General features: G+C 62.6%; 15 protein-coding genes, 1 tRNA gene and 1 pseudogene. 9 read left to right on the top strand and 8 right to left on the bottom strand.

Annotation, left to right across the window (positions count from 1 at the left end):
• Positions 1-6 precede the first annotated feature (6 nt).
• From EB230_RS10160 to EB230_RS10180, 5 genes are all read left to right on the top strand, one after another.
• Positions 7-1,161 (top strand): dihydrodipicolinate synthase family protein, encoded by a 1,155-nt coding sequence (locus EB230_RS10160; protein ID WP_056577553.1) that lies wholly within the window; start codon positions 7-9, stop codon positions 1,159-1,161.
• 100 nt (positions 1,162-1,261) lie between these two features.
• Entirely contained in the window at positions 1,262-2,323 is a 1,062-nt protein-coding gene (gene gmd, locus EB230_RS10165; RefSeq protein ID WP_056577550.1) for a GDP-mannose 4,6-dehydratase, read from the top strand.
• Between the two features lie 13 nt (positions 2,324-2,336).
• Positions 2,337-3,311 carry a GDP-L-fucose synthase gene (locus EB230_RS10170; RefSeq protein ID WP_056577547.1) on the top strand — a complete coding sequence of 325 codons (975 nt, stop codon included), beginning with the start codon at positions 2,337-2,339 and terminating at the stop codon, positions 3,309-3,311.
• 378 nt (positions 3,312-3,689) lie between these two features.
• Complete coding sequence (locus EB230_RS10175; RefSeq protein WP_171883281.1) at positions 3,690-4,754, top strand: hypothetical protein; 1,065 nt, start codon at positions 3,690-3,692, stop codon at positions 4,752-4,754.
• 68 nt (positions 4,755-4,822) lie between these two features.
• Positions 4,823-6,274 carry a hypothetical protein gene (locus tag EB230_RS10180; protein ID WP_246738929.1) on the top strand — a complete coding sequence of 484 codons (1,452 nt, stop codon included), beginning with the start codon at positions 4,823-4,825 and terminating at the stop codon, positions 6,272-6,274.
• 138 nt (positions 6,275-6,412) lie between these two features.
• On the opposite strand, the gene EB230_RS10185 is transcribed toward EB230_RS10180, so the two are convergent.
• From EB230_RS10185 to EB230_RS10195, 3 genes are all read right to left on the bottom strand, one after another.
• On the bottom strand, positions 6,413-8,167 hold the full coding sequence (locus tag EB230_RS10185; protein WP_172372212.1) for a sulfatase-like hydrolase/transferase: 1,755 nt from the start codon (positions 8,165-8,167) through the stop codon (positions 6,413-6,415).
• Between the two features lie 860 nt (positions 8,168-9,027).
• Positions 9,028-9,102: transfer RNA gene (locus tag EB230_RS10190), tRNA-Val, on the bottom strand.
• A 105-nt stretch (positions 9,103-9,207) separates the two neighbouring features.
• A complete protein-coding gene (locus EB230_RS10195; RefSeq protein WP_006199474.1) occupies positions 9,208-9,570 on the bottom strand; it encodes a response regulator in 363 nt (120 codons plus the stop codon).
• A 163-nt stretch (positions 9,571-9,733) separates the two neighbouring features.
• Between EB230_RS10195 and EB230_RS10200 the strand changes: the two genes are divergently transcribed.
• Complete coding sequence (locus EB230_RS10200) at positions 9,734-10,675, top strand: N-formylglutamate amidohydrolase (protein WP_140771865.1); 942 nt, start codon at positions 9,734-9,736, stop codon at positions 10,673-10,675.
• Positions 10,676-11,047: 372 nt separating this feature from the next.
• Complete coding sequence (hisN, locus tag EB230_RS10205; RefSeq protein ID WP_056577536.1) at positions 11,048-11,821, top strand: histidinol-phosphatase; 774 nt, start codon at positions 11,048-11,050, stop codon at positions 11,819-11,821.
• Between the two features lie 6 nt (positions 11,822-11,827).
• On the opposite strand, the gene EB230_RS10210 is transcribed toward hisN, so the two are convergent.
• From EB230_RS10210 to EB230_RS10225, 4 genes and pseudogenes are all read right to left on the bottom strand, one after another.
• Positions 11,828-12,658, bottom strand: coding sequence for an AraC family transcriptional regulator (locus EB230_RS10210; RefSeq protein ID WP_172372213.1), 831 nt, complete (start codon positions 12,656-12,658; stop codon positions 11,828-11,830).
• Positions 12,659-12,762: 104 nt separating this feature from the next.
• Positions 12,763-12,900, bottom strand: a pseudogene (locus EB230_RS32565) (DUF1127 domain-containing protein); the annotation flags it as partial.
• Positions 12,901-13,012: 112 nt separating this feature from the next.
• Entirely contained in the window at positions 13,013-13,168 is a 156-nt protein-coding gene (locus tag EB230_RS10220; RefSeq protein ID WP_171883282.1) for a hypothetical protein, read from the bottom strand.
• Between the two features lie 164 nt (positions 13,169-13,332).
• Positions 13,333-14,310 carry an alpha/beta hydrolase gene (locus EB230_RS10225; RefSeq protein WP_056577527.1) on the bottom strand — a complete coding sequence of 326 codons (978 nt, stop codon included), beginning with the start codon at positions 14,308-14,310 and terminating at the stop codon, positions 13,333-13,335.
• A gap of 476 nt (positions 14,311-14,786) precedes the next feature.
• Between EB230_RS10225 and EB230_RS10230 the strand changes: the two genes are divergently transcribed.
• Positions 14,787-15,254 carry an Hsp20 family protein gene (locus tag EB230_RS10230; protein ID WP_013893124.1) on the top strand — a complete coding sequence of 156 codons (468 nt, stop codon included), beginning with the start codon at positions 14,787-14,789 and terminating at the stop codon, positions 15,252-15,254.
• Between the two features lie 68 nt (positions 15,255-15,322).
• On the opposite strand, the gene EB230_RS10235 is transcribed toward EB230_RS10230, so the two are convergent.
• Complete coding sequence (locus EB230_RS10235; protein WP_056577523.1) at positions 15,323-16,375, bottom strand: low specificity L-threonine aldolase; 1,053 nt, start codon at positions 16,373-16,375, stop codon at positions 15,323-15,325.
• 491 nt (positions 16,376-16,866) lie between these two features.
• Between EB230_RS10235 and gltB the strand changes: the two genes are divergently transcribed.
• Entirely contained in the window at positions 16,867-21,597 is a 4,731-nt protein-coding gene (gltB, locus tag EB230_RS10240) for a glutamate synthase large subunit (RefSeq protein ID WP_056577519.1), read from the top strand.
• Positions 21,598-21,643: the final 46 nt, after the last annotated feature.

A 21,643-nucleotide genomic window follows, 5' to 3' on the forward strand; every position in this document is an offset into this window, starting at 1 on the left:
AGCTCGATGGATATTTCCTTGCCTGGTGAGGGTGGCCATAGCAGCCGCTACGCGCTTGTCGGACAGCCGGTGCGGCCGGTAATCGGCGCGCGGTTTTCGCGCGTCGCCTATGCCGCCGCGCATGTCGTTGCCGATCCCCTCAAAATGACCGATCCATGGTCGCGGCCCGTGGTCGACTGGGACAGGACGATGGCGTTCCGCCACCATCTGTGGCGGCTCGGCTTCCGCATCGCCGAGGCGATGGATACTTCTCAGCGCGGCATGGGTTTCGACTGGCCAAGCGCACGGGACTTGATCCGCAGGTCGATCGCCGAATCCCGCACCGTCGATGGCGCGGATCTTGCCTCGGGCGCGGGGACCGACCATCTGGCGCCGGCGTCGGCCAGGACACTTGACGATGTGATCGCCGCCTATGAGGAGCAGTTCGCTTTCATCGAAGGAGAAGGCGGCAAGGCGATCATGATGGCCAGCCGCGCATTGGCGGCGGTGGCGAAGGGAGCGGACGACTACGCCGCCGTCTACGACCGGATTCTCAGCCAAGCTTCCGGCAAGGTCATCCTGCACTGGCTTGGTGACATGTTCGACCCGGCCTTGAAGGGCTATTGGGGCAGCGACGATTTCGAGACCGCGCTCGATACGGTGGTCGCCATCATCGAACGTCACGCAAACAAGGTCGAAGGCATAAAGATATCGCTGCTCGATGCCGGCAAGGAGGTTGCGCTGCGCGATCGGCTGCCGCACGGCGTCGTGATGTTCACCGGCGACGATTTCAACTATCCCGAATTGATCGCCGGAGACAGCCGTGGGCATTCGCATGCCTTGCTCGGCATTTTCGACGCCATCGCGCCGGTCGCCAATGCCGCCCTGGCAAGGCTCGCCGAGGGCGACCGGGCCGGCTATGACGCGCTTATGACGCCGACGGTGCCGCTGTCACGAAAGATCTTTGAGGCGCCGACCGAATATTACAAGGCCGGCATCGTCTTCATGGCCTGGCTGAACGGCCACCAGGATCATTTCACGATGGTCGGCGGCATGCAGTCGGCACGCGGCATCCGCCACTATGCGGAGGTCTTCCGCCTTGCCGACCAGGCAGGCCTGCTGGCCGATCCCGACCTTGCCATAGCGCGGATGAAGAGCCTGTGCGCCGTCGCGGGCGTCTGAGCCGAATGAAATTCGGCTAGAAGTATCCCCCGCTCGGGAGATTTGCGATATTGATCTCAGCCCGTATTGAGGGGAGCGCGGATCAGTGGACCAGTAGCCGATGGCGGACAAAGTGGCCCTCATAACCGGGGTAACCGGCCAGGACGGGGCCTATCTCGCGCGGTTGCTGCTGGCGAAGGGCTATATCGTCCATGGCGTCAAGCGCCGTTCGTCCTCGTTCAACACCGAGCGTATCGACGATATCTATGTCGACCCGCATGAACGCGATATCAGCTTCTTCCTGCACCATGGCGATCTTACCGACGCCACGAACCTGATCCGGCTGGTGCAAGAGACGCGGCCCAGCGAAATCTACAATCTGGGCGCCCAGAGCCATGTCCAGGTCAGTTTCGAGACACCTGAATACACGGCCAATGCCGATGCCCTGGGAACGCTCAGGCTGCTTGAGGCAATCCGCATCCTGCGCCTGGAAAAGACCGTGCGCTTCTACCAGGCCTCGACTTCGGAACTTTACGGCAAGACCCTCGAGGTGCCGCAGCGCGAGACGACGCCCTTCCGTCCCTGCTCACCCTATGCGGCCGCCAAGCTCTATGCCTACTGGGCGACGGTAAACTATCGCGAGGCCTACGGCATGTTCGCGGCCAACGGCATCCTGTTCAACCATGAGAGCCCGGTTCGCGGCGAAACCTTCGTGACCCGCAAGATCACGCGAGCAGTTGCCTCGATCCACCATGGCCGCCAGGAAACGCTCTATCTCGGCAACATCGATGTCAGGCGCGACTGGGGTCATGCACGCGACTATGTCGAGGGCATTTGGCGTATCCTGCAGCACGACGAGGCCGACGATTTCGTGCTGGCGACCGGCGAGGCGCACTCAGTGCGCGAATTCGCCGAACTGGCCTTTGCCGAGACCGGAAGGACCATTCTCTGGCAGGGGCACGGTGTGGACGAGATTGGCATCGACGCAGGCTCAGGCGCCGTTCTGGTGCGTATCGATCCGCGCTATTTCAGGCCGGCGGAAGTCGACCTGCTTGTCGGCGACCCGTCCAAGGCCAGGACCAGGCTCGGCTGGTCGCATGTGACCGGGTTCAAGGACCTGGTGGCGGAGATGGTGCGGTCGGATCTGGCACGCGCCGACAACAGGCCCAGTGGCCGTTCCTGACGGAGGCAATGCGATGAACGAGACCTTCGATCTCAAAGGCAAGCGGGTTTTCGTGGCCGGACATCGTGGCATGGTCGGGTCCGCCGTCCTGCGCAGGCTGGCGGTCGAAGACTGCGAGATCCTGACCGCGACGCGCGCCGAACTCGATCTCCTGGATCAGGCCGGTGTGCGACGCTGGATGGCCGACCGTCGGCCGGATGCCGTGGTGATGGCCGCGGCCAAGGTCGGCGGCATCCTTGCGAATGACCGGTTTCCGGCCGATTTCCTCTATGACAATGTCGCGGTGCAGACCAATCTCATCGAGGGCGCCTTCCGCAGCGAAGTGGGCAAATTGCTGTTCCTCGGTTCATCCTGCATCTACCCAAAACTGGCGCCGCAGCCGATCCCCGAGGACGCCTTGCTGACCGGCCCGCTCGAACCAACCAATGAATGGTATGCGATCGCCAAGATCGCCGGGTTGAAACTCTGCCAAGCCTACCGGCGTCAATACGGTGTCAACTACATCTCGGCCATGCCAACCAATCTCTATGGTCCAGGGGACAATTTCCACCTTGAATCCAGTCACGTCATACCTGCGTTGATGCGCAAGGCACATGAAGCGAAGCAGGCCGGTCACAAGACCCTGCAGGTATGGGGATCGGGCACGCCGATGCGTGAGTTCCTGCATGTCGACGATGCCGCCGATGCCCTGGTCTCCCTCCTGAAAACCTACAGCGGGGAAAGCCATGTCAATGTCGGCTCGGGTCAGGACATCACCATCGCCGAATTGGCCAGGACGGTCGCCTCGATCGTCGGCGGCGACGTGGAGATTACGTTCGATGCGACCAAGCCGGATGGTACACCGCGCAAGTTGCTGGACGTTTCGCGGCTGTTTGCCATGGGATGGCGCCCCCGGTACTCGCTGCACAGCGGGCTGGAGCAGACATATGCATGGTTCCTCCGGCATATCGAAGCCGGCCAGGTCCGGCTGACAGCACCCGAAAGTTGATGCCGCTTGAGCGATTTCTCGATGAAGACATTGGCGGCGACGAGGACGGATGGCCTTGGAGGGCGCCTGCTTGCCATGGTCAATGCAAAATGTCTCGCCGACAAAATGGGGTGCCGTTTCGGCTTCACCTGGAACCGCCGGTCCATCGACGACATGCAATTCCATATTGTCGATTCCGTCGACAAGGTTTTTGCCGCCGATTTCATCGAAAGACACTGGCTTGGCGAGAAGATCGACACGGCCCGGTTCGGCGTCCTCGATGGAACCCGGTTCACCCGGTCCAGCCTGGCGGCCGACGCCCGTCAAAACGGCCTCCAGGGGTGGATCTGCGATGATTTCCGCATCCTGAGATCGTTCCGGCAGGACTGGTTCAGGGCTATGCTGCCCGCCAACAGGTCGGCCCGCTCGAGGCATCGGACGTTTGGCACGTTTGGCTTTTCCGAATCCGTGAGAGCAACGATCGCCGCCGCCGGCAAGCCTCGGTTTTCCCGGCCGATGGCCGCGCTGCATCTGCGCAGCGGCGACATCATCCACGGGAATTATCGCTCGGAGCTGGAGTTTTGCGACAAGGTCATTCCCGCGCCGCTAGCCAAGGCGATCGTATCGAACCTGGCGTCAAAAGGCCTGGCGACGCTGGTAATCGGCCAGGACCGGACAACGCTCGACTATCTGAAATCGGCGACCGGGGCCTTTCTCGCCGACGATTTCGGCGCGAGCCAGTTTGAAGACGAGACACTCAAGGCGTTTTTCGAAATGGCATTGATGGCTAGGTGTCGACAGATCCATGCGGGAAGCAGCGTGTTCGCGACAATCTCGTCGGTGATGGGCGGCATCCGGGTCATCAGGCCAAAAGCCTTGTTCGGCAATCGCGGGACAGCCGAGGTCATCCTGGACGAATTGAAGGCTCGGCAATCCGATTACCATCCGCTGGAGGCCGCCTTTGGTTATCAGTCGGCCTTCGTGCTGACGGAACACAGGACCAGCCCGGCGCAGGCGAGGGAGATTCTCGAAAAGGCGGCCGCGCTCGATCCACAAAACCCCGCCTATGCGTTGAAGATGGCGGCCGGCTATTTTCGAGAACGGAATTATCAAGGCGGCGAGGCGGTTCTGAAAGCGTTCATGCTCAAGGAAGTCGACGCCCGCGCCGAAAATCCGATGCGGATTCTGCGGGTTCTGACCCGCCCCTCGGCGCGTGGCCACATCATGGCAGGAGACTTTGAACTCTACTTTGCCGCCGCCAAGGCAGGATACCCCTACGCCGCGGCATGCTCGGCCCAGATCCTTCACACGGCCCTGGGCAGAACCGAGGCCGCCTTGACGATGGCCACGCTGTCCCTCAAGGCGGAACCCGCCAATCGGCTTTTTCGGGAAATCGAATTGGCGATCCGGGCAAGCGCGACGGCAAGTGACAGCTCGTCCTCGCGGCAGCTGGCCGGCGGTTGACGCGGTCGAACCTCGCGGTGGATTGGAACAGACATATGCATGGTTTCTCCTCCACATTGAAAAGGGCGATGTCCGACTCGGTGCCGCGTGACGGAGGATCGATGCTGATTGTCGTCAACAGGGAAGATGGGCTGGGCGGCCGACTGCTGGCGATGGCCAATGCGAAGGCCCTCGCCGACAGGCTCGGCTACCGTTTCGGCTTCACCTGGAGCAGCCGGGATATCATCGACCAGCAATCGCATACCGTCGACGTGGTCGGGAAGATCTTCTCCGCGGACTTCATCGACAAGCACTGGCTGGGCGAGACGATCAAGGTTGCCGACTTCGGTGTCCTTGGCGGCGCGGCCTTCGCACCGTCGGACCTTGAAGCAGCTGCAAGAGAGGGGAGGCAGCGCGGCTGGATCTGCGACGACTTCGATGTTCTGGATTTCTTCCGTGGCCAGGGTGTTCAACCGGATCGGTCCGAAGCGCTGCGGGCCTTCGGGTTCGCGCCGGGCGTGCGGCGGGCCCTGGATGCCGCCGGCAAATGCCGCTTTCCCGGCCCGATGGCCGCCTTGCATCTTCGCAGTGGCGACATCGTCCATGGCCACCATCGCAGAAGGCTGGTTTTCGCCGACAAGGTCATCCCTTCGACCCTGGCCAAGGCTGTTGTGTCGGAGCTCTCGTCGAAGGGCCTGACGACGCTCCTTGTCGGCCAGGATCGCGCGACGCTCGACTATGTCAGCGCGCAAACCGGGGCACTGCGGACCGACGATTTCGGCGCCGCCGACTTCAAGGGAGAGGAGGCGCTCAGCGCATTCTTCGAGATGGCGCTGATGGCAAGGTGCCAGCGGATCCATGCCGGCAACAGCATCTACGCGGTGGTTGCGTCCGTCATGGGCGAGGTCCCGTGCCTGGACATAAGCACGCTGTTCAGCAAACCGCGCGCGGCGGAAATCATCATGCAGGAATTGCAGGCGCATCAAGCCGACTATCATCCCCTTGAAGCCGCCTTTGGCTACCAATGGTCGTTCCTGTCGCTGGAAGACAAGATCGACCCGGCGCGGGCGAGGGAGTTGCTGGAAAAAGCCCAGGTGCTGGATCCGGAAAACGACGCCTATGACCTGAAGCTGGCGGCGGCGCATTTTCGCGAAGGCAACTATCCGGCCGGCGAGGCCATGCTGAAATCGCTGATGATCAGCCAATCCCGGCGGCGCTCCAAAATTCCGTTGCCGATGATGGACATCCTGACCGACCGGATTGGCGGCTTCCTGACGATGGCCAGGGATTTCGAGGTGTTTTTCGCGGCGGCAAGGGCCGGCTATCCCTACGCCATGGCGTGCTCGGCCTATGTCCTGCTCGAAGTGCTGGAGGACAGAAAGTCGGCGGTGGAGATGGCGGCAAGGTTGGTGAAGATCGAGCCTGGGAATGCGATCTTCAGAAGAATCAGGCGGCGGGTCGAGCTTGGCAAGAAGCCGAAATCCGGTCGGCTGGCGAAGGCACGGTGGCGGCTCGGCCGCCTGAAGACGTTCTGGATCTGACGCCTCACGGTGTGACTGCCGCGCGCCGCATCGGAGACCCGATCTGCGACAGGCGATGGAGTGCACCACCCGCTGGCCCACTGGCGTGATCTGGTGTCCGCGATCAAGCCCGCCAAGCTCATTGCGATGTACCCGCCATCAGGGGCCCTCAGCCCTCGCTGACGCCACATCCGGCAGCAATCTTTTCGCGTCAGGCTCGAGGTAGTCCAGTGACAGATCTATCGAATTCCAGTGCATGGAGTCGGAGAACAACCCAAAGATGTCACCGCTGGTGAATTGCGGAGGGCGGGACGTCGCCGCGAAGAGCGACTCGTCGTATTCGGACGCGATGTCGGCGGGACTATAGCCCATCAGCTCCAGCACGGTGGGAACGATCTGGAAATGGCTCGCCTTGTCGCGATTGGCCGCGGCGCCGGCCGCGAAACGCGCCTTCAGCGCCGGATCGGCGGTATAGGCCATCAGTGGAACAAGACCCACACGCGGATCAGGATCATAGATGGTGCAGTGGGTTGCTTGGCCGATTTTTATCGCCTGTCCGTGGTCGGACGTATAGATCATCGCGGTCTTCGAAAGATCGGCGCTCTCGAACAGCTTTTTCATGAACTGGTCGACCGACCAGCGGACCGCATTGCGATACGACGCCAAGCGTGTCACGACCGTGTCCTTGCCGGCCGACGTGACTGTCGGTCCGTAGACGGCCTCCGATGCGGGATAGGACCAGTCATAGGGAAAATGCGCGCCGTTCTTATTGGCGTAAATGAAGACTGGCTGGCTGCCGGCCAACTCGCCGCGTAGGATGTCGATCAACCGGAAATCGGCGCGGTCCATCTGCACGTCGTCCATGAAATAGGTCTTGTCGATGTCGCGCTTTTCCCGCGCCGTCATGAAATTCGTGCTCCCCAGGAGGACGACTGCCTTGGCGGTCGACTGCGCATCGATATATACCGTCCGGTATCCGGCCTTCTTCGCGTACTGCCAGATCGTCGGGTTGGTATTGACGGAATTGGCGAGATCGCGGCGCGACGCCGTGAGGCGCAGTATGGCGTTCGAATAAATACTGCAGTCGCCGCCAGACACGGCGGGACCGAAATCGACGAATCTGTCGGCGAGGGCGGCGATGTTTGGTGTGTACGAATTGCGAGGCGAGAGGTCGACGAAATCGGCGCGAACGCTTTCGTCGATCATCATGATGATGTTGCGAGGCCTGACCTGTGCCGTGGCGTTCCATGTGACAGCGCGGCGCTCCGGGGCGCCTTGGGTCAGGATCCGCTCTGCGGCCATTGCGGACAGAGCCAGCGGAGCAAACTGCTTCGGCAGGCCGGAGGAACCGCCTCCGTCCTTGGCATAAACCACGGCCGCAATAATCAGGATCGGCAGCAATGGAAGCCACACCATGCGCCCTATCCATCTCGAGAGCCAGGCGCCTGTCACTCCCGGCGGAATTGAAAGCGACGTCACGCCAAGGGCCATGATCGCGAGGGCAGGCCAGATCAGCCGATCATAGAAACCGGCGGCCTCGCCGACGGAATTACGGCTGGCCCAAAGGGAAAGGATATCGAAGACCGACAGATCGGCGTGACTTGCCTGGAAATAGACCCAGGCTGCCCCGCTCGACAGTGCAAGCGGCACGGCCCATAACAGGCGTGTCACGAGCCGGGGCTGGAACGACGCAGACAACAACGCCACCATGGCCAGTCCCCAGATTGCGAGGAATGGAGCCAGGGTGGTGAAGCGCCCGTTGGCGAACAGATTTCCGACGCGATCCCAGAAGTCGAAATTGGTGATTGCCACGAAAATGGCGATCATGGTCAATTTGACACATATGGCTATAACGCCCCAGCGATTGCGATGATGGGCCGGAGCCTGATCAATGCGTTCACCCTCGCCAGGCATGACGACCCCCCGTATTTTGTAGAGTTTTGGCGACAAGGCCGCGGTGATCGTTGCGTTGAACGTGCACCGGTCTCGGAGACGATTCCGAACTGCGGAGAACCCACTCGACCGCCCCTGGACGACCGCCGTTCAGACAGCGTTCCGAGAAGCTGCCGCCGCGCATCGGGCCTTTGTTCGGTGACCGGCGGTCAGCGAAGCGTTTGCTGGTACAGCTTGGTTCGTGCGTCGACCGGCGACGGAGCCATTGGCCAAACGCTCGCATGCGCCGCGGTTCTTCGAACCCCAGCCGCGATATTCCTCGCCACGTTGAACCGATCTCCTGACGTAGCATCTGCGTTTCAAGAGCGCTGCCATTGCGCTTGATCAGTTGGCGAGGTTGGTCTCCCGTTGTGCTCCGTGCTCCACCAGTCAATCATCGTCTGCAGCCACCTGCCATGCGTATGCGGTTGTCCGGCGGCCACGCTATGGCGGGTGGGCCTTGAGCAGCCTAACCAACCTGATGCCTCATGGGCCTTCAGTTCCATCAATATGTGCTGATCTGAAAACCGTAGCTTCATTCATATGAAGGAGGCCGGTGTGCGATTCCCCGACTGCTACAAGCGTCGACCGCCGGTACGTCCGGGAAGGCGAATCAGCGCACATTCGCGCCGATGGAAGAGGTTCGACAACTCGCGCGTGACGAAGCCGCCGGCCAGGCCGTTGAACCCGTATCGATCTATCTGAATGTCGTGAGCCACATGGCGCGCGGCATGGCGATAAGGTCCACGGTCACCACCACGTTGATTTTCAGAAAAACGCGGCCGAGTTTGGCCCGGGGTTCCGTGCCAAGCGGCACAAAGCCTTCTAAGTATCTGAAAGGATGGTGGGCGTGACAGGGATTGAACCTGTGACCCCTGCAATGTCAATGCAGTGCTCTCCCGCTGAGCTACACGCCCATCCGAAGCCGCGCATACACCACTTTTGGTCCGGCGCGTCAATAGCAGGAAAAAGGAAAGAAGGCGTCGTCTCGCCGCAGCGGCGATGCCCTTGTGGAAAGCGGCTCAGGCCGCCTGCAGCATCTTCTCGACCTCATTGACGAGATCGCGCAGGTGGAAGGGCTTCGACAGCACCTTGGCGTCTTTCGGCGCCTTGGAATCCGGGTTCAGCGCAACGGCGGCGAAACCGGTGATGAACATGACCTTGAGGTCGGGATCGATCTCGGTGGCGCGTCGTGCCAACTCGATGCCGTCCATCTCCGGCATGACGATGTCGGTCAACAGCAGCGAGAACGGTTCTTCGCGCAGCCGCTCATAGGCGCTGGCGCCGTTGTCGAAATCGCTGACCTGGTAGCCGGCGCGTTCCAGCGCCTTGACGAGGAACCGACGCATATCGTCGTCGTCTTCCGCCAGAAGAATGCGTGCCATGATATCCCGTCCGAATCACCCGCCCGAGACTGCCGCCCGGGCAGCCCGTTAACCATCCTGTATATGAGGAGGTGACGGTAAACATCAAGTGAACGTGGCGAAGCATTATCAGCATTCGGCAAGGCGATGCGGATGGCGAAAAGCTGGACATGCGGCCAGCAAGGTGGCACTTTCATGCGATGATGCATTGGTGTTTTCGGGTTCGTGCAAATTGAAGACGGCAGCCGAGGATTTTTCGGTCGTTCAACCCTTCGAAATCCGATCGGGCGCAGAGCAGCGCGTTCCCTTCCTGTTCAACTCACCGCATAGCGGCCGCTACTATCCCGAGCGTTTCCTTGCCATGGCGAGGCTCGACCGCAACGCCATCCGGCGCTCGGAGGATTGCTACGTCGATGAGCTGTTCGGCGGCGCCGTGGCGCTGGGCGCACCGATGCTGGCGGCGAATTTCCCGCGCGCCTATCTCGACGTCAATCGCGAGCCATGGGAACTCGACCCGCGCATGTTCGCCGAACCGGTGCCATCCTTCTGCAACATCCGCTCGGCGCGGGTAGCGGGCGGGCTTGGCACGGTGCCGAAGCTGGTCGGCGAGGGGCTCGACATCTATTCCGGCCGCTTGCCGCTGGCAGAAGCCGTTGCCCGCATCGAGGCCGTCTACAAACCCTATCACGAAACGCTGAAGCGGCTTTTGACCAGGACCCATGCCCGCTTCGGCTTTGCCGTGCTGATCGACTGCCACTCGATGCCGGCGAGCATCCGCGTCGGCGACAGCGGACTGCGGCCCGATTTCATCATCGGCGACCGTTTCGGCATTTCGGCCACCGCTGCCCTGACCGAGACCGCGATCGGCCTGCTGACCGCGATGGGCTATACCGTCGCCCACAACAAGCCTTATGCGGGCGGCTTCATCACCGAGCACTATGGTCGCCCGGCGCGCCATCTGCATGCGCTGCAGATCGAGGTCAATCGCGGGCTCTACATGAATGAGCGGACGTTTGAGAAGGCCGCCGGTTTCGACGCGCTGGCCGATGACCTGACGCGATTTTCAGCGGATCTGATGGCAATGCCGGACCATCATTTCATCGACCTGCCGCTGGCCGCTGAGTGAAATCGGGTCATGCGTTTCGTTGTCCCGAAGCAGACACTCACCGCCAGGCACCCTTGAGCGACGTGCCATTGAAACCGCAGCGTAAAAAAAGACCGCATCGTTTGCACGATACGGTCGAAGTCTAGGGAGGAAACGCCCAAGGAGGGCATGGACAGGAAAACCTGTCCGAGGCCGAGGGTATTGTGCGGTGCACAAATGTCAAGCGACCTTCAGGCTTTTTTAATTCAGAGTGATGTGGAAACTGGGTTTCGATGGCGCTGATGTGACATTCTGGCAACGTCTGTCGCGGCGAATAAATCGATAAACAGGCTTGTTTTGGCGAGAAAGTGTCGGCAGAGCCCGGTTGGGCACTCTGCAATGCGGGAGAATCAGTTGGACGTCAGCATCGATTTCATGCGCCGCATCGCGCAGGCGGCAGCGGCGGAAACCCTGCCGCGCTTTCGCGCCCAGGGTGCCGTGGCCAACAAGGAAAAAGGCAGTTTCGACCCGGTCACGGAAGCCGATCGCGAGACCGAACGCGCCATCAGGGCGCTGATATCGGCGCAGTATCCCGACCATGGCATTCTCGGCGAGGAGCACGGGAGCGAGAACATCTCCAGCCGGCATGTCTGGGTGATCGACCCGATCGACGGCACGCGGGCCTTCATCTCCGGCCTGCCGGTGTGGGGGACGCTGGTCGGGCTGACGGTCGACGGCGACGCGGTTGCCGGCATGATGGCGCAGCCCTTCACCGGCGAACTGTTCTACGCCAACGCCTCCGGCTCGCACTATGAAGGGCCGGGCGGACCGCGCCACCTTTCCACCCGCAAGACGACAAAACTCGACGAGGCAACGCTGTTCACCACCACGCCGGCGCTGTTCAAGGGCGAGGCGCGCACGCGCTACGACGCGTTCGAGAAGCAGGTCCAGCTCGCCCGCTACGGCGCCGATTGCTATGCCTTCGCCATGATCGCCTCGGGAAGCGTCGACATCGTCGCCGACCCCGGCCTGAAGCCCTACGACATCGTGGCGCTGATCCCGATCATCGAGAAGGCGGGTGGTGTCGTCACCACTTTCGACGGCGGACCGGCGGAAAAGGGTGGCGATGTGCTGGCTGCGGCGACACCGGAGCTTCACGCGGCCGCCATGGCTGCCCTGCGCGGCTGATCGGCTTCAGCGCGATCTGATCGAGCGCTGGAATTCCGCCGGCGTACGGCCATAAACCTGCTTGAACGATGCGCTGAAATGGCTGTGGCTGGAAAAGCCGAGGTCCATGCCCAGCGTGGTCAGATTGTCGTAGCGGCCGAGCAGGTCGAGCCCGCGCGCCAGGCGCAGGCGCAGATGATAGCGATAGAGCGGCATGGCCTCGACCTGCTGGAACACCTGGGTCAGATAGACCGGCGACACGCCAACCTCGGCGGCAATCCCGGCCAGCGTCCAGCGGCGTGACAGGTCCGACGACAGCACAAGCTTGGCCCGGTCGACCAGCTTCTGCCGACCGGGGCTGGCACCCGCCACATGCGAGGTGCGCTCGCCGAGCGAGCGCCGCACCAGGGTCAGGGCAAGCGTCTCGGCTTCCAGCGTTTCGGCGATATTGCGGCTCAGGCTGTGGCGCAGCATTGCCATCAGCGCCTGAGCGCGCGGGTCGATGCGCCGGCGCTGGCGCCGAAACGCCAGGCGGTCGCCAGCGCGCAACTGCTCCTTCCGCGCCAGTTCGCGCAACTGGCCTTCCTCCATGACGAGGTCGAGGCAGGCATCGCCGCCCTCGACGGGGTGGCTGACCTGATAGGGCTCGGCCTCATTGAAGAACAGCAACTGGTTGGCTTCCGCGACAGCGTCGTTGCGGCCGACATGGCGCACGAAGACGCCGCGATAGGGAAACACCAAATGCGTGGCCGCCGTGCATTCCTCATCGCTCCTGTGACGGCATTGGCCGCCGCAGACGACGTCCCGCACCTTGACTATGCCGGTATCTAGAAGCGGCTGAACCGCGAATTGCGACATGGCCGTGGCGCTTTCCTCTCGCCGAAAAATCACTCCGGCATCGCGGTGGCATTTTACGCGAACGGCCTGTCTATTCCTGTCAGGAGACTTCTGGAAAACGCGCCTCAGTCCCGCAATCGGCGCTTGAATTCCGAATAGACCTGGCCGCGTGACAGGCCGATGTCCTTGAGTTGTTCGTCGCTCATTTCGAGCAAGGCAAGGCGGCTTCGGCGTTTCTCCATCTGACGGCCAAGCCATCTGGCCCCCCGCGACGCATTGGGCGAGCACGGTCGGCCGGAGGGTTTCGGTGCGGATTGCCGGCGCCGGGCCTCGGCCAGCCAGGCGTTGCGCCGCTGCATGATCGGGGCGCATGGCTCAATCCTCGCTCACGCCAGACGCCGAGGCGCCGGCTTCGTTCAGCGCCTTCGCGCATTCCTCGCAGCAGACCTCGACGGTCTTGCCGCCGACCTTGACGCGGATCGGGTTGGCGTCCAGCTGGCAATCGCAGGCGGCGCAGGTTTTCTCGGTCATGATCTCATCTCCATGGCGTTCAATTCAACGCATGCAAATGAGCATTCCCAGGTGGGCCGGGCTGTCAGAATCTTTAGCACTTTGCGTGCTGCTCGGCTGGCCGAAGCCCCGTTCCTGACAACGGTGTGTCAGCTATGCCCGCCCGTGGAGCACAGCGCCATGGGTCAGGCCGTCGGGTCGTCGGAGCCGGGAATGAAGGCGTCGAAGGCGGCCAGGAATTGCTCGCGGTAGAGGTCGACTTCCTGCAGGATTTCATGCTTGGAACCGTCGATCATCAGCAAGGAACCGAGCCGCAGACTTCTGGCATAGGTTTCGACCGCCTTGGTCGAGACGACCTGGTCGGCACCGGCGGCGATGATCAGCAACGGCACCTGGATCCGGGCCATGAAGTCGGGGTCGCTGATCGCTTCCGATGCCTTCGCCGCTGCCTGCAGCCAGCGGATCGTCGGGCCGCCAAGCGCCAATTGCGGATGCTCCTCATAGATGCGCGTGTTGCGGCGATAGCGCAGCGGATCCGTCGTGACCTTGTTGGCCTCGAAAGGCAGTGTTTGTCTCGGCCGTGGACCCCACGCGGCGTAGAGCCGGCCGAGCCCCAATGCACAGAAAAACGAACAGACACGGCGGACCGTCCTGATCGAGACCGGCAGGTCGGGCAAGGTCAGGAAGGGCGCGATCAGCACCATGCGGCGCACACGGTTCACCATGGATGGCGCGGCAAGCAGCGTGATCACGGCACCCGCCGAATGGGCCAGGATATAGTACGGCCCGCGGCAGTCGGGCAGCACGATCTCCTCGAAGAACTGCTCGAGATCCGCGGTATAATCGCGGAAGGACCTGACATAGCCGCGCTGGCGGTCGCGGATCAGCCGGTCGGAATCACCCTGGCCGCGCCAGTCAAGCGTGGCGACGCCGAAGCCTCGGGCGGCAAGGTCGCGGATGGTCTCGAAATATTTCTCGATGCACTCGTTGCGGCCGGACAGCAGCACCACCGTGCCGCGCATCGGCCGCGCCACCGCCGCGAACAGGCCATAGCGGATCCTCTTGCGATCGCGCGTGACGAAGAAGCCGCCGGTGGCGTTTTCCGGTCGCGGATTGCCCTCGGTTTCGTGGAAAAGCGGCGTCTCGTGGAGAAGGTCCGTCATTCGGCGCTTTGTGCTCGGCGTCTCACCAGCCCGTCGCGGCTGGCCTCGTCAAGGTGATAGACGCCAATGCGTCAAAAGCAAAGGAATTCCGGGCGAGGGAAGATCGGCAACGGGAAAGCCGGAAGCCGCTTGAGAGCGCACTTCCGGCCCCTGTCGATCCGGGAGGAAGGGACGTTAACACCCGGTTCGGCCTCGTTGCGGCACCTTTGCAAAATCCAGCACCGCCAATCCTTGATCTTGAGGTCACTCTAGCGGCACCCGTCTGAACGCGCGCCGAAGGTCCGGTTCATCTGCCGTTCATCAGGGGGGCAGGCGGCGTGGTTTTTTGCCATCCGGCGAAACTTGAAATGCATTCGGGCGCTCCCCAAATGTGGAATGCGGTCGCCAATGTCGGGGCCGCTGGTCCTCCCGAAACGCCGCTCAAGGGTTTCGCACCGACCATACGCAAACCATGTTGCTCAACAGGAGAACACCTCATGCGTCACGTTGATTTTTCCCCGCTTTACCGTTCGACCGTCGGCTTCGACCGTCTCTTCACCATGCTGGATTCGCTTGCGCAGCCGGATGGCGCGCAGACCTATCCGCCCTACAACATCGAGCGTACCGGTGAGGATTCCTATCGGATCTCGATGGCGGTCGCCGGCTTCTCGGACGAAGAGATCTCGATCGAAGCCCACCGCAACGTGCTGACCGTCAAGGGTGAGCGCAAGGATGAGGGCACCGGCGAAGGCTCCGAGCTGCTCTATCGCGGCATTGCCTCCAGGGCCTTCGAGCGCCGCTTCCAGCTTGCCGACCACGTTGAAGTCGTCGGCGCCGCGCTGAAGAACGGCCTGCTCTTCGTCGATCTCAAGCGCAACATTCCCGAGGAACTGAAGCCGCGCAAGATCGCGATCACCTCGGCTCCGGCCAAGGCCAAGCAGATCGAGGCCAAGACCGCTGCCTAACGTTTAAGTCTCCTCCCGAGACGGAAGCGGCGCCGAAAGGCGCCGCTTTTTGTTATCCGCAAGGTCGCCTATCCGGCGATCAGCTGGCCAAAGCGGTCGACCTCCTCGGCTGACGTCGCAAAGCTGGTGACGAAGCGATAGAGCAACTCGTCCTCGCCGATATGGCCGTCAAATCCATGCGGCTTGTGCCAGTCGTAAAAGGCGGCACCGGCGGCCTGCAGCCTGTCGGCCTCGGCTTTCTTGATCACCGCGAACACCTCGTTGGCCTGCGGCAGCCAGGCCAGCTTCGCATGGGCCGAATCCTCGATCGCCGCCCCGAGGCGTGCGGCCATGGCGTTGGCGTGGCGTGCCGTATCGAGCCACTGGTCGTCCCTAAAATAGGCTTCGAACTGCGCCGCGACGAAGCGCGACTTGGAAAACAGCTGGGCGGCGCGCTTGCGCAGGAAGGCCAACTCCCTGGCGCGGTCGAGGTCGAACAGCACGATCGCCTCGGCGCACCAGCAGCCATTCTTGGTGCCGCCGAAGGACAGGATGTCGACACCGCGTTTCCAGGTCATTTCGGCCGGCGTCGTGTCGAGCGCGACCAGCGCATTGGCAAAGCGGGCGCCATCCATGTGCAAGGGCACGGAATGCTGTTTGGCGATGGCCGAAATCGTCTCGATCTCGTTCAGGCCATAGATGGTGCCAACCTCGGTCGACTGGGTGATCGAAACCGCCATTGGCCGTCCCCAATGGACGATTTCGGGCGCGAAGCGGCCAATGGTTCGCTCCAGATTGTGCGGGTCGATCTTGCCGAGCGCGCCGTCGACGGCATGCAGCCGCGCGCCGCCGGAAAAATATTCCGGCGCACCGCACTCGTCTTCGATGACGTGCGATTCGCGGTGGGCGAAGGAAATGCCGCCGGGCTTGTTGAAGGTGGTCAACGACAGCGAATTGGCGGCGGTGCCAGTCGCCACGAAGAAGACCGCGACCTCGCGTTCGAAAATTTCGTTGAAGCGCTGGTAGACTGCCTGGTCGAGCGCGCTGTCGCCATAGGCGGTGGCGAAGCCGGCGGACGCGGCCGACAGGCCGGCAACGATATTGGGATGGGCGCCTGCCCAATTGTCGGAAGCGAAGAACATGCATCTGCCTGTGTTGGGGAAATCGGTGCGGAGTTGACCGGTTTCATGTTCCAACCGCAAGAGCCAGATGCTGGAAAACCGTTAAAGCCAGCCGTGGCGCAGGCGGGAAACGGCGACTGAAGCTTACGTTTTCTCTCATCTTCACGTAATTTTATGTCGCGGAAGCCTCAAGTTTTTTGTGAATCGGTCTTGTGTGCGCCAGGGAATTCTGCCATAAAAATTTAGGACAGTAGTGCTGTCTTATTTTGTCGCACAAAACAGGCTGGATTGGCGTAACATATTGGCCTCTCCGGCTGTTGCCGCGAGCGACAGGTGGACGGCCAGACGCTGGCCTGTACGATACCAGATGCGAACCATGCGGAAAGCCGCCTGGTTCGGCAAGGATTTCGCAAGACGTGCCGCAAGGATCAGGGTGAGCCAAGCGCTTGCCGAGGCAAATTAGCGACCGACGAATGGCCAGCGCCTGAAGGGCTGGAATGGAGGACAGGACAATGACGGACATGACGCTCTCTGCGACGAACGGCCAGGCCGCGCAGACGAAAGCGGCTGCCGTCAAAAATACGCCTCGAACCGACATCGGCCGAACCGGTTTTGCCGCTCGGGGCCTCTACGATCCGCGCAACGAGCATGACGCCTGCGGCGTCGGCTTCATCGTCAACATGAAGGGCGTGAAATCGCATCAGATCGTCAAGGACGGCCTTGCCGTGCTCGAAAACCTGACGCATCGCGGCGCCGTCGGCGCCGACCCGCTGGTCGGCGATGGCGCTGGTGTGCTGGTGCAGCTTCCCGACCAGTTCTTCCGCGAGGAAATGGCGGCCAACGGCATCGAACTGCCGCCGGCTGGCCAGTATGGCGTCGGGCACTGGTTCATGCCGCAGGACGCGGCGCTGCGCGCCCATATCGAGGACATCATCGCCGAATCGGCGCAGTCCGAGGGGCTGCCGCTGCTCGGATTCCGCGACGTGCCCGTCGACAATTCGTCGCTGTCGAAGGCGCCCGACATCGCGGCATCCGAGCCGTTCCATCGCCAGGTGTTCATCGGCCGCACGGCGGACATTCCCGATGATGAGGAGTACGAGGCCCGGCTCTACCTGCTGCGAAAGGTCATTTCGGGCCGCATCTATGCCGAGAACGACAACAAGGATATCGGCGCCTATTGCGTGTCGCTGTCGGCGCGCACCATCGTCTACAAGGGCATGTTCCTGGCCTATCAGGTCGGCGCCTATTACAAGGATCTCAAGGACCCTCGGTTCGAGACGGCGCTGATCCTGGTGCATCAGCGTTTCTCGACCAACACCTTCCCGTCGTGGAAGCTGGCGCATCCCTACCGCATGGTCGCGCACAATGGCGAGATCAACACGGTGCGCGGCAACAACAACTGGATGGCTGCGCGCCAGGCGTCCGTCGATTCCGAGCTGTTCGGCAACAACATCTCGAAGCTGTGGCCGATCTCCTATGACGGCCAGTCCGACACGGCGTGCTTCGACAATGCGCTCGAGTTCCTGTTCCAGGGCGGCTACAGCCTCAGCCACGCCATGATGATGCTGATCCCGGAAGCCTGGGCCGGCAACAAGCTCATGGATGCCGACCGCAAGGCTTTCTATGAATACCATGCGGCGCTGATGGAGCCGTGGGACGGGCCGGCCGCAGTTGCTTTCACCGATGGCCGCCAGATCGGCGCCACGCTCGACCGCAACGGACTGCGTCCGGCACGCTACATCGTCACCGACGATGACCGCGTCATCATGGCTTCGGAGGCCGGCGTGCTGCCGGTGCCGGAGGAGAAGATCGTCCAGAAGTGGCGGCTGCAGCCCGGCCGCATGCTCTTGATCGACCTTGCCAAGGGCCGCATCGTGCCTGACGAGGAGATCAAGTCGGAGATCGCCACCAAGCACCCCTACAAGACCTGGCTCGCCAACACGCAGCTCATCCTGGAAGATCTGAAGCCGGTCGAGCCACGCGCGCTGCGCAAGGATGTCAGCCTGCTCGATCGCCAGCAGGCATTCGGCTACACCCAGGAAGACACCAAGCTGTTGATGTCGCCGATGGCGACCACCGGCCAGGAAGCCGTCGGCTCGATGGGCACCGACACGCCGATCTCGGCGATGTCGGACAAGTCGAAGCTGCTCTACACCTATTTCAAGCAGAATTTCGCCCAGGTCACCAATCCGCCCATCGATCCGATCCGCGAGGAGCTGGTGATGAGCCTGGTGTCCTTCATCGGGCCGCGGCCGAACATTTTCGATCTTGTGGGTAGTTCGCGCCGCAAGCGGCTCGAAGTTCGCCAGCCCATCCTGACCAATGGCGATCTCGAAAAGATCCGCTCCATCGGCCACACAGAGGACCGTTTCGACACCAAGACGATCGACATCACCTATGGCTCGAACGAGGGCGCCGCAGGCATGCAGGGCGCCATCGACCGGCTCTGCGAACGCGCGGAGGCGGCGGTTGCCGGCGGCTACAACATCATCATCCTGTCCGACCGCCAGGTCGGGCCGGACCGGATCGCGATTCCCGCCCTGCTGGCGACGGCCGCTGTGCATCATCACCTGATCCGCAAGGGGCTGCGCACCTCCGTGGGCCTGGTCGTGGAATCCGGCGAGCCGCGCGAAGTGCATCATTTCTGCTGTCTCGCCGGCTACGGCGCCGAAGCGATCAACCCTTACCTTGCCTTCGACACGCTGCTCGACATGCACAAGCGCGGCGAACTGCCGGAAGAGGTCGACGCCTACGAGGTCGTGTCGCGCTACATTAAGTCGATCGGCAAGGGCATCCTCAAGGTGATGTCCAAGATGGGCATCTCGACCTATCAGTCCTACTGCGGCGCGCAGATTTTCGACGCCATCGGGCTGAAGACCGATTTCGTCGAGAAGTATTTCACCGGCACCGCGACGCTGATCGAAGGCGTCGGGCTGGATGAGGTCGCGGGCGAGACGGTCAGCCGCCATACGGATGGTTTCGGCAGCGATCCGGTGTTGCGCAACAGCCTGGACGTCGGTGGTGAATACCTCTTCCGCATGCGTGGCGAGGCGCATATGTGGTCGCCCGACGCGGTCGCCACCTTGCAGCACGCCGTGCGTCAGGGCTCGTGGGAGACGTTCAAGGACTATTCCGCGCAGATCGACAGCGAGACGGCCCGCGCGCAGACCATCCGTGGCCTGTTCAAGATCAGGCTGGCGGACGACACCGGGCGCAAGAAGGTCGCGCTCGACGACGTCATGCCGGCGACCGACATCGTCAAGCGTTTCTCGACCGGGGCGATGTCGTTCGGTTCGATCTCGCGCGAGGCGCACACCACGCTGGCGCGCGCCATGAACCAGATCGGCGGCAAGTCGAACACCGGCGAGGGCGGCGAAGAGGCCGACCGTTATCTGCCGCTGCCTGGCGGCGGCAAGAACCCGGAACGCTCGGCGATCAAGCAGGTCGCCTCGGGCCGCTTCGGCGTGACGGCCGAATACCTCGTCAATTCCGATGTCATGCAAATCAAGGTCGCGCAGGGCGCCAAGCCCGGCGAGGGCGGCCAGTTGCCCGGCCACAAGGTCGACGCGACCATTGCCAAGGTCCGGCACTCGACGCCCGGCGTCGGCCTGATCTCGCCGCCGCCGCATCACGACATCTATTCGATCGAGGATCTGGCGCAGCTGATCTACGATCTGAAGAACGTCAACCCGGCGGCCGATGTGTCGGTCAAGCTGGTCTCGGAAGTCGGTGTCGGCACGGTCGCGGCGGGTGTCGCCAAGGCGCGCGCCGACCACATCACCATCTCGGGCTATGATGGCGGCACGGGTGCCTCGCCGCTGACCTCGCTCAAGCATGCCGGCTCCCCGTGGGAAATGGGCCTGGCCGAAACGCACCAGACTCTTGTGCTCAACGGCTTGCGCAGCAGGGTCGCGCTGCAGGTCGATGGTGGGTTGCGCACCGGGCGCGACGTCATCATCGGCGCGCTGCTCGGCGCCGACGAGTTCGGCTTCTCGACCGCTCCGCTGATCGCGGCCGGCTGCATCATGATGCGCAAGTGCCATCTCAACACCTGCCCGGTTGGCGTCGCCACCCAGGATCCGGTGCTGCGCAAGCGCTTCAAGGGCACGCCTGAGCATGTCATCAACTTCTTCTTCTACGTGGCGGAAGAGGTGAGGGCGCTGCTGGCCGAAATGGGCTTCACCCATATCGACCAGATCATCGGCGACGCCGACCTTCTGGAGAAGCGCGACGTGATCCAGCACTGGAAGGCGCAGGGCCTCGACTTCTCCAGGATGTTCTACAAGCCCGATGTGCCGCATGAAGCGGCGCACTGGACCGAACGCCAGAAGCATCCGATCGACGACGTGCTCGACCGCAAGCTGATCGAACTGGCCAGGCCCGCGCTGGAGGCCAAGCAGCCGGTCAAGATCGAGGTCGACATCCGCAATGTCGACCGTTCGACGGGCGCCATGCTGTCGGGCGAAGTGGCCAAGCGCTTCAAGCACAAGGGGCTTCGCGAGGACACGATCCAGGTCAAGCTGACCGGCACCGCCGGCCAGTCCTTCGGCGCCTTCCTGGCGCGCGGCATCTCGTTCGAACTCGTCGGCGCCGGCAACGACTATGTCGGCAAGGGCCTGTCGGGCGGACGCCTCGTCATCCGGCCACCGGAAGAGGCCAGGATCGTCGCGGCCGACTCCATCATCGTCGGCAATACGGTGCTCTATGGCGCGACCGAGGGCGAAGCCTATTTCGCCGGCGTCGCCGGCGAGCGTTTCGCGGTGCGCAATTCGGGCGTCGCTGCCGTCGTCGAAGGCGTCGGCGACCATGGCTGCGAATACATGACCGGCGGTGTCGTGGTCGTCATCGGCAAGACCGGCCGCAACTTCGCCGCCGGCATGTCGGGCGGTGTCGCCTATGTGCTGGACGAGGCGGGTGATTTCGCCGAGCGCTGCAACATGGCGATGGTCGAGCTGGAGCCGGTTCCGGAAGAAGACGATTTGATGGAAAAGCTGCTGCACCATGGCGGCGACCTCGACCACAAGGGCCGTGTCGACGTCTCGGGCGACATGACCAGCCATGACGAGGAGCGGCTCTACCAGCTGATCTCGAACCACGTGCACTACACGGGTTCGGTGCGCGGCCGCGAGATCCTTGATGACTGGACGACGTTCCGGCCGAAATTCCGCAAGATCATGCCGGTCGAATATCGCCGCGCGCTGATCGAGATGGAGCGCATGCGCATGGGCGTCGCGGCCGAATAAACCTATGAGAACTGCCGGGGAGCCCAGGCTTCCCGGCCCACCTTCA

Source organism: Mesorhizobium sp. NZP2234 (assembly GCF_013170765.1).
In the GTDB taxonomy this organism is placed as follows: domain Bacteria; phylum Pseudomonadota; class Alphaproteobacteria; order Rhizobiales; family Rhizobiaceae; genus Mesorhizobium; species Mesorhizobium loti_D.

Coding starts and splice junctions, on each gene's coding strand:
- EB230_RS10160 (WP_056577553.1), top strand. CDS start 7: ATGGATATTTCCTTGCCTGGTGAGGGTGGCCATAGCAGCCGCTACGCG.
- gmd (WP_056577550.1), top strand. CDS start 1,262: ATGGCGGACAAAGTGGCCCTCATAACCGGGGTAACCGGCCAGGACGGG.
- EB230_RS10170 (WP_056577547.1), top strand. CDS start 2,337: ATGAACGAGACCTTCGATCTCAAAGGCAAGCGGGTTTTCGTGGCCGGA.
- EB230_RS10175 (WP_171883281.1), top strand. CDS start 3,690: ATGCTGCCCGCCAACAGGTCGGCCCGCTCGAGGCATCGGACGTTTGGC.
- EB230_RS10180 (WP_246738929.1), top strand. CDS start 4,823: ATGTCCGACTCGGTGCCGCGTGACGGAGGATCGATGCTGATTGTCGTC.
- EB230_RS10185 (WP_172372212.1), bottom strand. CDS start 8,167: ATGCCTGGCGAGGGTGAACGCATTGATCAGGCTCCGGCCCATCATCGC.
- EB230_RS10195 (WP_006199474.1), bottom strand. CDS start 9,570: ATGGCACGCATTCTTCTGGCGGAAGACGACGACGATATGCGTCGGTTC.
- EB230_RS10210 (WP_172372213.1), bottom strand. CDS start 12,658: ATGTCGCAATTCGCGGTTCAGCCGCTTCTAGATACCGGCATAGTCAAG.
- EB230_RS10220 (WP_171883282.1), bottom strand. CDS start 13,168: ATGACCGAGAAAACCTGCGCCGCCTGCGATTGCCAGCTGGACGCCAAC.
- EB230_RS10225 (WP_056577527.1), bottom strand. CDS start 14,310: ATGACGGACCTTCTCCACGAGACGCCGCTTTTCCACGAAACCGAGGGC.
- EB230_RS10230 (WP_013893124.1), top strand. CDS start 14,787: ATGCGTCACGTTGATTTTTCCCCGCTTTACCGTTCGACCGTCGGCTTC.
- EB230_RS10235 (WP_056577523.1), bottom strand. CDS start 16,375: ATGTTCTTCGCTTCCGACAATTGGGCAGGCGCCCATCCCAATATCGTT.
- gltB (WP_056577519.1), top strand. CDS start 16,867: ATGACGGACATGACGCTCTCTGCGACGAACGGCCAGGCCGCGCAGACG.